The 13,637-nt window shown below is 32.1% G+C and carries 14 protein-coding genes; 1 reads left to right on the forward strand and 13 read right to left on the reverse strand.

Going from position 1 to position 13,637, the window contains the following annotated elements; all coding sequences use genetic code 11:
- Nucleotides 1-111: 111 nt before the first annotated feature.
- The 12 genes from BUA89_RS08245 to BUA89_RS08300 all read right to left on the reverse strand — a co-directional run bounded on the left by BUA89_RS08245 (nt 112) and on the right by BUA89_RS08300 (nt 11,937).
- Entirely contained in the window at nt 112-1,350 is a 1,239-nt protein-coding gene (locus BUA89_RS08245; protein ID WP_072955554.1) for a primase-helicase family protein, read from the reverse strand.
- Between the two features lie 70 nt (nt 1,351-1,420).
- Nucleotides 1,421-1,699, reverse strand: a complete 279-nt coding sequence (locus BUA89_RS08250; protein ID WP_072955557.1) for a helix-turn-helix domain-containing protein — start codon at nt 1,697-1,699, stop codon at nt 1,421-1,423.
- 245 nt (nt 1,700-1,944) lie between these two features.
- The gene (locus tag BUA89_RS08255) at nt 1,945-2,412 is read right to left on the reverse strand and encodes a hypothetical protein (protein WP_072955560.1); all 468 of its coding nucleotides are present in this window, start codon (nt 2,410-2,412) and stop codon (nt 1,945-1,947) included.
- An 82-nt stretch (nt 2,413-2,494) separates the two neighbouring features.
- Entirely contained in the window at nt 2,495-3,229 is a 735-nt protein-coding gene (locus tag BUA89_RS08260) for a hypothetical protein (RefSeq protein WP_072955563.1), read from the reverse strand.
- Between the two features lie 125 nt (nt 3,230-3,354).
- Nucleotides 3,355-5,934, reverse strand: a complete 2,580-nt coding sequence (locus BUA89_RS08265; protein WP_072955566.1) for a hypothetical protein — start codon at nt 5,932-5,934, stop codon at nt 3,355-3,357.
- Nucleotides 5,935-6,149: 215 nt separating this feature from the next.
- Complete coding sequence (locus BUA89_RS08270; RefSeq protein WP_072955569.1) at nt 6,150-7,391, reverse strand: tyrosine-type recombinase/integrase; 1,242 nt, start codon at nt 7,389-7,391, stop codon at nt 6,150-6,152.
- 190 nt (nt 7,392-7,581) lie between these two features.
- A complete protein-coding gene (locus BUA89_RS08275; protein ID WP_072955573.1) occupies nt 7,582-8,418 on the reverse strand; it encodes an AraC family transcriptional regulator in 837 nt (278 codons plus the stop codon).
- A 47-nt stretch (nt 8,419-8,465) separates the two neighbouring features.
- Nucleotides 8,466-8,957 (reverse strand): cupin domain-containing protein, encoded by a 492-nt coding sequence (locus BUA89_RS08280; RefSeq protein ID WP_072955577.1) that lies wholly within the window; start codon nt 8,955-8,957, stop codon nt 8,466-8,468.
- An 84-nt stretch (nt 8,958-9,041) separates the two neighbouring features.
- Nucleotides 9,042-9,620, reverse strand: coding sequence for a Crp/Fnr family transcriptional regulator (locus tag BUA89_RS08285; RefSeq protein WP_072955580.1), 579 nt, complete (start codon nt 9,618-9,620; stop codon nt 9,042-9,044).
- A 146-nt stretch (nt 9,621-9,766) separates the two neighbouring features.
- Nucleotides 9,767-10,630, reverse strand: a complete 864-nt coding sequence (locus BUA89_RS08290; protein WP_072955583.1) for an alpha/beta fold hydrolase — start codon at nt 10,628-10,630, stop codon at nt 9,767-9,769.
- A 29-nt stretch (nt 10,631-10,659) separates the two neighbouring features.
- The gene (locus tag BUA89_RS08295; protein WP_072955586.1) at nt 10,660-11,205 is read right to left on the reverse strand and encodes a carboxymuconolactone decarboxylase family protein; all 546 of its coding nucleotides are present in this window, start codon (nt 11,203-11,205) and stop codon (nt 10,660-10,662) included.
- Nucleotides 11,206-11,424: 219 nt separating this feature from the next.
- Complete coding sequence (locus BUA89_RS08300; RefSeq protein ID WP_072955589.1) at nt 11,425-11,937, reverse strand: YceI family protein; 513 nt, start codon at nt 11,935-11,937, stop codon at nt 11,425-11,427.
- Between the two features lie 170 nt (nt 11,938-12,107).
- Here BUA89_RS08300 and BUA89_RS08305 point away from each other — a divergent pair, with 170 nt between their 5' ends.
- Nucleotides 12,108-12,698 (forward strand): Crp/Fnr family transcriptional regulator, encoded by a 591-nt coding sequence (locus tag BUA89_RS08305; RefSeq protein ID WP_072955592.1) that lies wholly within the window; start codon nt 12,108-12,110, stop codon nt 12,696-12,698.
- Nucleotides 12,699-12,818: 120 nt separating this feature from the next.
- On the opposite strand, the gene BUA89_RS08310 is transcribed toward BUA89_RS08305, so the two are convergent.
- Nucleotides 12,819-13,415, reverse strand: coding sequence for a malonic semialdehyde reductase (locus tag BUA89_RS08310; RefSeq protein ID WP_072955595.1), 597 nt, complete (start codon nt 13,413-13,415; stop codon nt 12,819-12,821).
- Between the last annotated feature and the right edge of the window lie 222 nt (nt 13,416-13,637).

Genomic DNA, 13,637 nt, shown 5'->3' on the forward strand with positions numbered 1-13,637 from the left:
TCATCAAAGTGGAAATATTCTTCTCATCATCCTCTCATCAAAAATCAGGGTTTAAAAATTTGATGAGGATTTTGATGACACGTAACAAATTGATTTTATTTTTATTATCAATTAATTCATCATTTCATCAAATTTTTTAAGAATAAAATTCCTTTCTATTGTAAAATATCGTCCTGTTTTGTTCTGTTGAAAAAAGCTTAAACCATAATCGAGGTCGTATTTGATATAGGACAAAGAATTACTTTGAGGTTCAAGTTTCCAGTTTTCTTTCAGTATTTTCCGGACATCATTAACTGTCCAATATTGCTTGCTGAACATCTTACCAAGCATATTGAAAATATCCTGAGGAATACAATGGAGCTTGCTGTCTTCTGTACTTTCAAAAAACTCATATAAAAGCTCGATGATTTTCGATTCAAGTTTGTTATTATTTTTCCAAACCAGTTTCTGAAGAGCTTTTGTTCTGATCTGTGATTCTGTGAACCACATCCTTGTCTCCTTACGACTGTGGAATGGTCTTTGAATTAAGTATCGAAGAAAATACGGGATCTCTTTGTTGAGATTTTTTAGAAATTCGGTGTTTTCGCTTTTGATCGATTTTACTTTGATGATCCAAAATCTGATCTCATTTTCATCGATCTGAATAAAATTATCTTCATTATTTGAACAGAGAATAAATTTGCCAAAGAATTCGACTTCTTCGCGGTCTTTTCCCTTTGCCTCCTTTTTATCTTTGTCGGTCGTAGAAAGATATTTTAAGCGTTCCGTGATCTCTTTTTTGTCAAAGAATACTTCGTCGATAGCCACTATCAGCATCGAAGTCCAATCTGAATTAAATTGACTGCTGAATGAATCTCCTTTGATGTAGGTCATATTTAATCCAAAAATGGATTTCAGCCATTTAATAAAAGTAGATTTTCCAGTAGATCTTTCTTTACTTACCAAACAGAGAATCGGAAGTATCTGTGTTGGATGTTCAAGCAATATCTTTATGTAATCTAAACCTAGCTCTAATTGCTCTCCGAAAATATGTTCCATAAATTTTAGTGAGAATGGAATTTTGTTTTCTAAAGCTTCAGCGCTTATATTTTCACTGATTGGTTTATAGGGAATCTCATTGTACATATTGTAGAATCCGTCGATGATCTGCTTATAGTCCAGATGAGAAGGAATACAGCAGAAGCCATCATACTTTGAAACTTTTGAAACGTAGATTTTTCCGTGGTCAGTAATGATAGTTTCGCGGTTCCAACGCACTAAAATTGAGATTTTGTCTCCGGAGATCAATGGTTTCTCGATAATTTTATAATAGGTTGTGCCTACTCTGAGATATGGGATTTTTTCGGTCATATTTTTAAGGTTTGATTCTGTACAGAAGTACAGAAAGGTGAATTAGAATGCTTGATAAATAAAGTCTTATCTATCTTCTGTACTTAAGCGATTTGACTTCGCTTAAAGCATCCATCAGATCAAAATGTTTGACCCTGTAGAATCTTCCTATTTGTTCCGCTTTGATGTTACCTTTTAAAATGTGTGAGCGTACGGTCTGGTAATCAAGTTTAAGAATTTCTGAACACTCTTTGATAGAGTATAGTTTCTTTTTTAACTCAATTTCAGGTTCTTTTTTGAGAGAATAGAGTAAGTCTTTTACTTCCCCTAGTTCGTCGAGAATGGTTTGGAATGGATTTGTTGTCTGCATAATCTTTGATATTTATTTGCAGACAAAATTGTATGATTGGAATAACTAATGATACAATTCTACTCAATTGCGTAAAGTTTGATAATTGAAATTTAGTTATATATAAATTATTGGAGTAGGCATATTGCTCCTCGGTAATTTGAAGATCAAAAAAAATTTTCCAACCTTTGTAGAATTGATATCGTGAAGTAATGTCTCTGTAATTAAAACGAAGGGATATTGTATACTGGATTTTTATTTATTTCTCATCTGCATTTTTCACATACTCCGTCAGAAATATATTCGTCACCAGATAATCCACATCTTGAGCATTTTAAATTTATCAAATCACAATTCGATTCAATTATTTTCTGTAAAATTATGTCATTAGTATCAATGTAACATTCAAAACTTCCGTGATAATTTTTAGCAGTTAAAGGGATTGATAGATTCCACCCGTTTTCTATTAATTCATTCATCATTTTTCGAATATCATCTGCCCAGCCAGGATATGATCTAGAGAATTTCTCAACAATTTTTTCTTTGAAGAATTTCTCAGTATATATATCAAAAGACAATTTTCTTCCTTCTAAAATTTTTTCAAATCCAGAAATTGCCCAGTTGTGATATTCCCAACGAGAGGCAGTTACGTTCATAATTAATTCTTCTGTTGGAGCATTTAAATGATCTTTAATCACACTTTGCATTGCTAAATTAAAATCAACTTGATTCATTGTTACGGATTCAATTTTTTATATCGGGTTTAAAATTTCTGCTATTTATTTAAAAATTAATTTAACTCTAACAGCTATACAGTCAATACTCTATATTAAGTAACTTCGATAATTCTTTGTAGATATTTTCTTCAAACTCATTTGGTTTTACAGTAATTGCTCTTGAAAATGTTCCTTTGTCAAAAGTAGTATTATATTCATTTTCCATAGCCTCAATAATTGTGGTATCCTGAAAATCGGGGTTGATGATATGATTGTCCTTCAAGAATCGATGTATTCTTATGAATGAAGATTTCTGATCTACCAGCAGGTTATGATTTTCATCGATGAATTTTTTGTCTTTTAAAAAAGCGAGGAAAATTTTTGAACTGTTATCACCAATCATAATATCAGATAAACTAATTTCTCTATTTATTTTATGTTTTAAGGCGAAATATAGAAAAAGTGTAGTTTCGGCACCGTTTAAAAAATTGCCCTGCAATTTCATCAGGTTACTTGAACTTAACAGGCTGTTTGATTCTTTTTTATATTGATCCAAACAGTATTGGATTTTTTCTTCAAAATTGTGATTTCTTGATTCATCAATATCTTTGAAATGAAAACTGAAGAAATTGTCTAACTTTTCATATCTAATCAAAAATTCATTTCTCAACTTTTCATCGAGAATAATTTTAGAGGATTTTTGTTGCGCTTTTTCAATTCTACTTCGCAAACGTTCGTGAATTTTTGGCCTTCTAATCCATAAATATATCATCATTGGATAGCCTACAAATTCTTCCCAAAAATTCCAACGTCCATAAAGTTTTTTTTGATCCATAATACAAAGTAATGATTATTTGAAAACTTCATTCATATAGTTATCTCATCATCCTCACCTGGTCTGTTATAATTGTAGTAAAAATTTTAACGTACTCTAACTTACCCTACATTATATTTGCTAAACTATTGTTTTTTTGCATTTTTTCTAAAAGCAACAATTAATTGATAAATTCCGAAAGCAAGAATTATTCTCGCTGTAAAATCAATTAAACTACTAACAAAGTTAAGATGACCTATATTTTTTAGCGGCTTTATCTGCTCTAATCTTCTTGCAGGATTTAAAAACGAAAAAAAGTCTTTTGAGTGATATCTTAGTAAAGTGAATAAATTATTATCATATACAAATTTTACCTTTTTATCACAAACATCATACGGAGTAATAAAATCATAATACAAAGAAAGAATAAAGAAAAAGTATAGAATAGACAGTGGTACTAGTATAAATCCAATACTTCTCAGCCAACTTTCCCCGTGATTATTAGAAATTCTATTAAGATTAAATGTAAATACATCTTGTTTGCTAGAAATATTTGATTCTTCAAAAAATAGTATTACGCTTTTCAAAAAACTACCGAGACTTGTACTTGAATCCAGATAATTTTCATTTTTTCCAATATTAAGCAGTAATAACTTTTCTTGATTTTCTGCCCATTTGGAATTAAAAAGTCCCGCTTGAAATACATTCCCTTGTTTTTCAAAAATCTTTTTAAACTGGCTAAAGAATTCTGACTTTTGCTTATGAAATTCAATTTTACTCTTTATCTCAGTATTTTCAATAGGAAAAACTGTTATTTTACTATCTAATATTTTCAAATTGTCTTCTGGAATGTCAGTTCCTAGGAATAAACAATCGTAGAAATTTGTTGAATTGTATTGAAATTCAAAATCTTTTAAGCTACAATTTGAAAATTCAGTTTTCCCTAATGATGATTGATAGACTCTAAATAAAGGTTTATTTATATTTTGAAAGAGAAGGTTATAACTGTGCATTTTACTTATTGCCTCCCAAATAAATTGCAATATGTTTTTATTAAACTCCAAATTTTCTCTATCTATATTAGTTAATTTTCTTAATGCTTTAATATTAAGGTAGGTATGTTCATCAATCATTCGTAGAAGTCTTTCTTCATACCATTGCTTGTAAGATAGATAAGCATTTTTTAAATTATTTATCAGAGACTCTATTTTATCATTGCTTATTTTAGAAGATATATAGTCTTGTTTAATTAACAATTCCATTAGATTATTAGAATTGTTATTAGTATTTTCATTTATCCAACCCTTATCCTTACCATTTAAAGACTTAAGTACCACTGATTTTATATTTTCATATTTTTGTTTTATTTGATCCTCAAAAAAAACATTATTGAAAGCATATTTATTAATATTCGACCATTCTTCATTTAATGGTGTTTTAAGTGGAATAAGCTCTCTAAAATATAACCCCCCTATCACAGAGAAATTTTCCATAATTAGAGAATAAATTCTACAAGAAGAAAAGGAGATTAATGTATCTTTTAAAATAATGATTTGTTTAAAATCAACTTTATCAATGTCACAATTAGATATATATGCTTCTATTTTGCAACCATTTAAAATATTCAAATAGCTTATCTTACAGTCATCAAGTTTTAATAGCCCTATGTCTGTGTTTTGAAAATTATATGAATTAGTTTGGTTGGTAAGAGTAAGAGATTTAATTGTACATTCTAAAATATCAAAATCACCAATATTAGACTCCCCATCTGATTCAAAATATTTAATTGAAATACCCCTATGGAATACGAAGAATAAAATATTAGATTTTTTAATTGTAATCCAACTAATATTACAATTATCAGTTGCTCTACAAAGATTTATGAATGAATCTTTTTGTATAACAATTTCACTTATTTTAGTATCTTCATTTATTAGGAGTCTGTTAATTGAACTAAGATAAATATTTAAACTTCCTATTTCTGAGTTTTTATAGAAAGTTAGTTCATCTAATCTCTTTATAGAGCTAAACTGAATAAATTTGATATCTGTTTCATCAATATTTATGTACCTAACAATACAATTATTGATATCTAGTGAATGTATAGTGGTATTATCTGAGGTATTTATTTTGTAAATACTAGATAGCTGCCATATCAAAAACTTATCCAATTTTGTACTCTTTAAAACAATTCCTTCGAGTAAGATTTTGGTGTTTTTTATTTTTAATTCATCACAGATAGAATTCTCTATATACAAATATTCTAAGTCTGATTCATTAATTTCTAGATCTTCTTCCACTTCTGAATTAAGTAAACATAATCTTCGAGAATTAAAATTTTTTGTATATGTGATTTCCGTAAATCTACCCCCTATCAATTCTATGTCTAAATTCTCATTATTCTCTAGTAGAATTTTTTCCGCTTTTACATCCTTTAACCTAATTAAGATATTACTATCATTCCCAATTATTTTTATGTTGTAAAAATATGCATCATTATGAATATCTAGGTTAGCTTTTAAATTTTCAATCTCTAGCTCGTTAAAATCAAAAAGAAATCTATCATCAAAAGATATTCCTTCAACAAGATTACTCATAACATTAAAATTAACCGTAACAGGTAATTTTTTCTCTTTAAGGAATAGTTGTAATTTAGAATGATCTTCTATCTGTAAAATGGCTTTAAATAAGGTTTCGTCAAGTTTAATTTTTGAATTTTTGGTCATTGTTTTTTATATAAAAATAGAATTTTTTTTATTTCTTAGTTAGTTTTTGTAGGTAGAAAAACTGTTTCACAAAGTTAAATTTCGCTAATAATATTATCTCTACTTAGTTATATTATTAATTTCAAGAGAATATCTTTAACCTTTACCGATAAAACTAATTCTTTCTATATGGAGTGTTTTATAAATGCTCAGTAGACCACAATCTAAATTACTACTTATTTAAAAACTTCATTCATATAGTTGATCTTATCATCTTCACTTGGTCTGTAATAAGCATTAAAGACTTCCAAGCTAGTATGACCAGTGTAACTCATAATAACTTTATCCGGAACTCTTTTGTTTTTCATTATGGTGATGAAACTTCTCCTTGCAGTATGTGAGGAAATTCTTGTCCAAAACTCAGCTTTTTGGTCTACCAACTCATCACCATACTTCATAGTCTTCTTTATTTCATCAGTAAATTCTAGCTTTTTAAAAACCTCCTTAATATAGTCATTCATCTTCTGATTTGTAATACTAGGCAATTTATAATCATACTTTTCGAGTATTGATTTAGAAATACTGTTTAAAGGAATTGCTAAGTTTTTAGATTTACTTTTTAAATCGATAACTCGTATGAAATTACCATCAACATCACTTCTTGAAATCGTGCTGTAATTGCCAAATCTCATTCCTGTAGTGCATCCAAAAACAAAAAGGTCACGTACCCTTTCCAATCTTTTGTTATCACTGAAGTCATAATTGTAAATGAGCTCAACTTGTTCAAAATTTAAAGCTATTTCATCAGTTGTGAATTTCGCAGGTTTTTTGAACGTAATAAAATTGTTATTATATGTATATTTTTTATTGAGAGCCCAGAGAAGAAAAGTTTTGAGCAGACCGACATTTCTGTGTAATGTATTTGCAGAATGCTTTTTTTCTTCGATACAATATTTTAAAAACTTATTATAAAGTTTATCATCAAATTTTCCCAGAGTGATCTTAACTTTACAATTGCTTTCAAAATCTTCGAGTAGATTCTTATTGCATTTGTAACGCTTTAAAGTAGAGTTTGAAATCGAATTCCCAGTATAGTCATTTTCCTTCTCATCTAAAAACTCCTGATAAATTCTAAAGAAATCACTTTTAACAGTAATTTTTTTGAACTTTTCATCAAATCTTTGTTTAAGAATATCGACTGTAAGTTCTTCATTTATGTTCTTATATCGATTAACAATCTCTGTAAAGAAACTGCTGTATCGATCTAACTGCATCTTAACGCTTCGATGAATTTCTGCCTTTTTTGTTCTTCCGTTTAGGTCATTTGGTTGTCTACCTTCAAAATCCCATTCGCTTGGTTTTATTTTCTCGCCCGTAGAATAGATGAAATTCTTATTTTCATTGTTGAAAAAAGAACGGAAATAAATCAAAGATTCCTTTGTACCATTGGGTTGCTTAAGTTTAAAAGTGTAGTTCATCAGGTGCCAGTTTAGGTGCTACTTCTTCTATATTTAGACATAAAGACTAAGTATATTAGTTTATACAAATATAGCTAAAATACTGACAAATAGACATATTACATATTTTGAGATATGTTAAAATATAGCAGGTTCAAAAACCTCCAACTCCACAAAAAACCACTGAAAAAAATCAGTGGTTTTTATTATTTCATACCAATTCCGCCACCTTCTTACGATAATGAACCGGAGAAACGCCTTCCTTACTTTTAAAAAACCTGCTAAAGGTCTGGATATTATCGTAGCCAAGCTCGTACGCGATTTCCTTTATAGAAAGATTTGAATAATTAATCTGTCTTCTCGCATGCATCATGATTCTGTCGTGAATGATATTCAGTGGTGCTCGTTCAGAAACAAGAGAAAATAAATTAGATAAGGTTTTGGGTGATTTATTCAGTTTTGAGGCATAGAAGGCGACATCGTGGTGTTCCGCAAAGTGGCTTTCCACCAGATAATTAAATTCACGGATAACATCGCTTTGATTTTTTTCAAGCTTGTGAAAATTATTGGATTGTCTTAAAATCCTTACCGATAAAATCAGCATTCTTTTTAATAAAGACTGAAGCATGTCTTGTTGTAAAATGTCTGCTTTCTGCATTTCGGAGCAGAAAATTTCCCATGAAATATCAAATTCTCTCACCATATTTTCATCAACCGTCACTATCGGGATGTCCGAGGCCCCAAAGAAAAGCAAGCCCTTGCTTCCTACTTCATTATCATGATTAATAATACAGTAAAAAGGCTGATTAAATCGTACCATCCTTGCAGTCTCAAGCCTGATTTCATCGATCTTATGAAATTCGGTTAAAAATATCATCTGATTTTTCAGGAGGTGAAATTTAGTTCTATCAATAGTAATTTCCATACTTTCTCCTGTATTCCAAATAAAAGTAAGATCTGTTTTTTTAACATCAAAAACAACCTTCAAATTTGATGAATCCAGATTATAAAGCTGTAAAATTTCGTGGGAATTGTTGGTAAAAATCATCGTATTTCTTTTTCTAAGCGGAAATTATAGTTCAACAACAGTTAGATTCAATCCAAATAGGTTGAAGGATAAGTTTTCTGTTCATAAAGTTCATCCAAATATTGTAAAAGCTTTCTGCGTTCATTCGTCATTTCAGGAATAGGTAAAAACTCATTTTCGGCCACGGGCTCGCCGACGGCTTCAAAAATTTCTTCTAAACCTGCCGGCATCACCGTACACAGAAGCTTGGCAACGGAACTTGAAATATTCTTAAAACAATGAACAGCACCCCCAAAAGGAATTGTCACGAACCCACCTTTGGACACCATTGCTTTCCCGTGTTCCGTCTTGAATTCCACTTCTCCTTCCAAAACATAAAATGTTTCCTGAATCTTCGGGTGCGAATGTGGCGGCGGACCTCCACCGGGAGGAACAGTCATTTCAATCACGGAATAGCTGTTATTTGTTTCTTTACCGGAAATAAGGATGCGGTAATTGCCCCCGGCCACTCCCAGCCTCTTCCCATCTTCTCTGCCTATTATTTTTATATCTGAATCCATTCTTTATTATGTTTTATTGAAAACAAATTTACTTACGGGAAAAGCTAAAAACGTTGACATTTGTCACAATCGTCAGAAAATCAATTATCGGAAACTCTGCTTCCTGATTCGGCTTAATGTTTCTCGTGAAATTCCTAAATACGAGGCAATCTGATGCAAAGGAAACCTTTGAATCATTTCAGGATAAAGTTCCACAAAACTTTCGTAGCGCTGAAGAGCACTGAGGCTTATTGCATCATCCACACGTTTTTGGGAAGCAATATGATTGTTTTCGCTCATTTTCCAGAACATTTCTTTTATAGCCGGAATTTCCAGAAAAGGATCGAGATGAGGCCTGGGCAAAATAAGCAGCTCGGTGTTTTCCCATGCTTCAATATAATATTTCGACGGGGTTTGATTGATAAAACTCTGCCGGTCGACAATCCACCAGTTTTCTACCGCCAGCTGCAGAATATATTCAATCCCATGGCTGTCCACGCTGAACTGCCGGGTCGCTCCTTTCAGAATAAAACCTGTATATAAACAATGACTTCCCTCTTCAAGAAAATATTGTTTTTTTCTTAATTTTTTCGGCAACAGCAGCGACTGTATCTTTTCTTTTTCTTCTGAAGAAAGGACCGAATTGCTGTAACGTTCTATATAATCGAAAAGCGGTTCGTACATGATAATATTATTTATAAGCAATCATACAATCGCTACCTATCAAATTTAAAAAATTTCCGCTTCTTTTTTATTATCTGAAAATTTTAAAATAACAATCATAAAAAATCGCCCTGAAAATTTATTCAAGACGATCTTAAAAAAATAAACTACTTTACTTTTCTTTCCAGGAAATCACTGATAATGGCTGCAATTTCATCACCATGACTTTCTAAAGTAAAATGTCCGGCTTCAAATAAATGAAACTCAAGATTTTTAACATCTTTTTTAAAGGCCTCAGCACCGGAACCCGGGAAAATATAATCGTCTTTTCCGTACACAATTAACATTTCGGGCTGATGATCTCTGAAATACTGCTGCCATTGAGGATATAAGGTCACATTATTCTGATAGTCATAAAATAAGGCCAATTGTATCGCTCCGTTTTCAGGTCTTTCCAAATGTCTCAGATCAATTTCCCAGTTATCAGGAGAAATGACACTTGGATCCGGAACATTATGCGTGTACTGCCATTTGAGACCGTTAAGATCATGGAAACCTCTTAACGTATTTTCCGCTTCTTTATCATTTCTGTCTTTCCAGTATGCTTTAATAGGATCCCAGAATGCCTCCAATCCTTCTTCGTAAGCACAGCCGTTCTGTACAATCAGCGTATCGATCTTTTCAGGACTTGCAGTTGCAATACGGAAGCCAATCGGCGCACCGTAGTCCATTAAATACAGACTGTATTTCTGAATATCAAGTTTAGCCAACAATTCTGTAACGATTTTTGCAAAATTGTCGAAAGTATACTCAAAACTGCTCATCGCTGGCTGTTCGCTTCTCCCATACCCCGGATAATCCGGAGCAATTAAATGGTATTTATCCGACAAATCCCTGATAAGATTTCTGTACATGTGTGATGAAGTAGGATAACCGTGAAGGAGCACTAAAGTCGGTTTGTTTTTGTCGCCCGCTTCTCTGTAAAAAATTTCTACTCCGTTAATATCTATGGTATTGAATGTTGTTTTCATTGTTCTTTTATTTTAAGTTTAAATAGTGATTAGTTTTTAACGATAGGTGCCAGTTTCGGAAAATCGATATCCGTATCTGATAATATATTCGCATAATTGGTAAAGATGCTTAAAGAAACCTGTGCCAATATTTCAAGAATCTGAGCATCATTGTATCCCGCTGTTCTTACTTTCTCCAATGCTTCATCAGAAACCGATCCTTTTGTATTCAGAATCTCTTTTGCAAAAACCAGTGCTGCGTTTATTTTCGGATCTGAAGAAAGAGCATTTCTTGCATCATTGATATCTTGCTCCCCAATTCCCATTTTGCCGCCGACAAAGCTGTGAGCCGCATTACAGTAGTTACATCCGTTTTCATTGGCTACGGTAAGCGCAATCAGTTCTCCCAATTTTCCTCCGAGCGAAGAATAATTTAATCCAGCGTTGAATCCCAGATAAGCATTCAGTACAGCCGGTGAATTCCCTAGGGTTCTCATCATATTGGGAACCATTCCCATTTTAGATTGTACAGTATCGAAAAGTTCTTTTGTTTTTCCGGTAGCTTCTTCCGGATTTAATGCTTTAATGCGTGCCATAATATTGTTGTTTTTAAATTGTTAAAATGTTTGTCATTATTGACAGTACAAAATTGCGGGTTTGAGATAGGCAACAGTTAGGCATCATTTCCCGAAGAGTTGGCAATTTTTCTTTATTTCTAAATACTCTTCCTTTAAATCTTCTAAAAAAAACAGATTCCAATAAAAAAGCCCTTGAAACATCAAAGGCTTTATCATCTTAAATAAATTATCCGTACTTTACATTTGCTTTACGAATTGTAATTCGCCGGCCAGCTTTACATCATCGCTTACCATTACTCCGCCTGCTTCAAGAGCTGCATTCCAGGTAAGGCCGAATTCTTTTCTATTGATTTTTCCTTCGAAAGAAAAACCTGCTCTTGTATTTCCGTAAGGATCAGCTTTAATTCCATTGAAATCAACATCAAGCGTAATAGGTTTCGTAATACCATTAATGGTAAGGTTTCCTGTTACTTCATTGCTTAATGCAGAGGAATCGAAAGTAATCACAGGATGAATCTCTACATTAAAAAAATCTGCCGATTTAAGATGATTGTCTCTATCCGTATTATAAGTAGAGATAGAATTTGTCTGGATGATTGCCTTTGTTCTGGTATTTGCAAAGCTGTCATCCTCTGCCTCAAGCTGTACATCAAAATCTGTAAAGTTGCCTTTAACATTAGAAATCATCATGTGTCTTACTTTGAAAGTAATTTCACTGTGTGTCGGGTCTAGGTTCCATTGTGTTGCCATTGTAATCTTGTTTAAATGTTATTTATATTGCAAATGTATAGGCAACACAGAAAGGAAATTGTTGACATTTGATAATAAATAATTCTAAAATAACTCATCGTTTTTTCAAAAGCCACAGTTTATCTATTCCCGAATTATTTTTATAAATTCGTTTATTTACAAAGATCAACATGAATATAAACCAAAACAGTTTTTTAATACTTTTCGATTATATATCAGCCCACAGTTCCTCTCCATTAACTGATGAAGATAAAATTTTCATAAAAGAACTGTTCGTCTATAAAAAAATCGGTCGAAAAAAGCTCTTTCTAAAACAGGGAGAAGTTTGTAAATACTGCGCATTTATCATCAAGGGCTCCATGAAACAATACTATGTTGATGCTATGGGAAAAGAAAATGTCATTAATCTTTATCTGGAAAACTGGTGGGTTGCAGACAGAGAAAGTCTTTTAACTTCAAAACCTACGATTTACAATATTGAGGCCTGTGAAGAAACTGAAGTGCTAATGATCTCAAAAGATGATATTCAAAAAATGGGGAACGTTCCGGCTCTGAATGAGCTCACGAAAACACTAGATATGAATCATGGTATTGCGATGCAGAATCGTGTCAACAACGCGATCAGCCTTCCTGCTATTGACCGTTATAATAATCTTTTAAAGACCTACCCCGCATTTCTGCAAAGATTTCCTCAACATCTGCTGGCATCTTATTTAGGCATTACCAAAGAAACCCTAAGTCGTATCCGAAAGCAAAAATAAAATTTAACAGGAACTTTATTTTAAATTAAAAAAAGATGCTTACCGGAATTAGCAAAAAAAATGACATCACCAAGTAATATCATTTTCAATCTTATAAAAGCATCTTAAAACATCTATCAATTATTCAAACCGACATGCTTCCTCAAAGGTAAGACGAGGATCGCGCGGATAAAGTTTGGAATCATCACCATACCCTATGGTACAAATAAAATTTGTTTTCCAGGTTGTACCTTTAAAAAAGGCTTCATCTAAAATTGCATTATGAAAACCCGACATTGGGCAGACATCAAGCCCTAATCCGCGCGCTGCAATCATCAAATACGCTCCCGTTAAAGAACTGCTTCTGTAGGCTATAGACTCCGCAAAGGCTTCATCCTTCTCAAACATTTCCCTTACATCCATCCGCGGAAAAAGTTTGGGAGCCTGTTTCCAAAAAAGCTCATCCTGCGCGATAATTGCCGTAACAGGGGCAGATTTTACCTGGTTCAGATTACTTCCCATTCCTTCCAAAGCAGGATAAAGCTTCTCTTTACCTTCCTCACTGCGTACAAAGACAATTCGGGCAGGCTGGAGATTGCCGCTCGTAGGGCCATATTTTATAATATCATACAGTGTTTTCAGATCCTCATCATTTACAGGCTCATCTGTCCAGTGGTGGTATGATCTTGCATCGGTAAAAAGCTGATTAAAAACATCTTGTGAAACTGATTTTCTCATAGCGATAATAATTAAATATTGTTCAATACAAATGTATGTTCGCTGACTTTCTGAAATTGTTGATATTTGATAATAATGAATTCAAATCACAGTTGATTTCTTCATTTATTATCTCTTTAATAAAATTTTCCGCAAGATTAATTTTACTTTAAAAATCAATGGATTAAACAATTTCATTGACATTTATCACAGTTTTTTTGTAGCAAATATCATCGTTTCCGG

It is taken from the genome of Chryseobacterium arachidis, from assembly GCF_900129245.1.
GTDB classification, from domain to species: Bacteria; Bacteroidota; Bacteroidia; order Flavobacteriales; family Weeksellaceae; genus Chryseobacterium; species Chryseobacterium arachidis.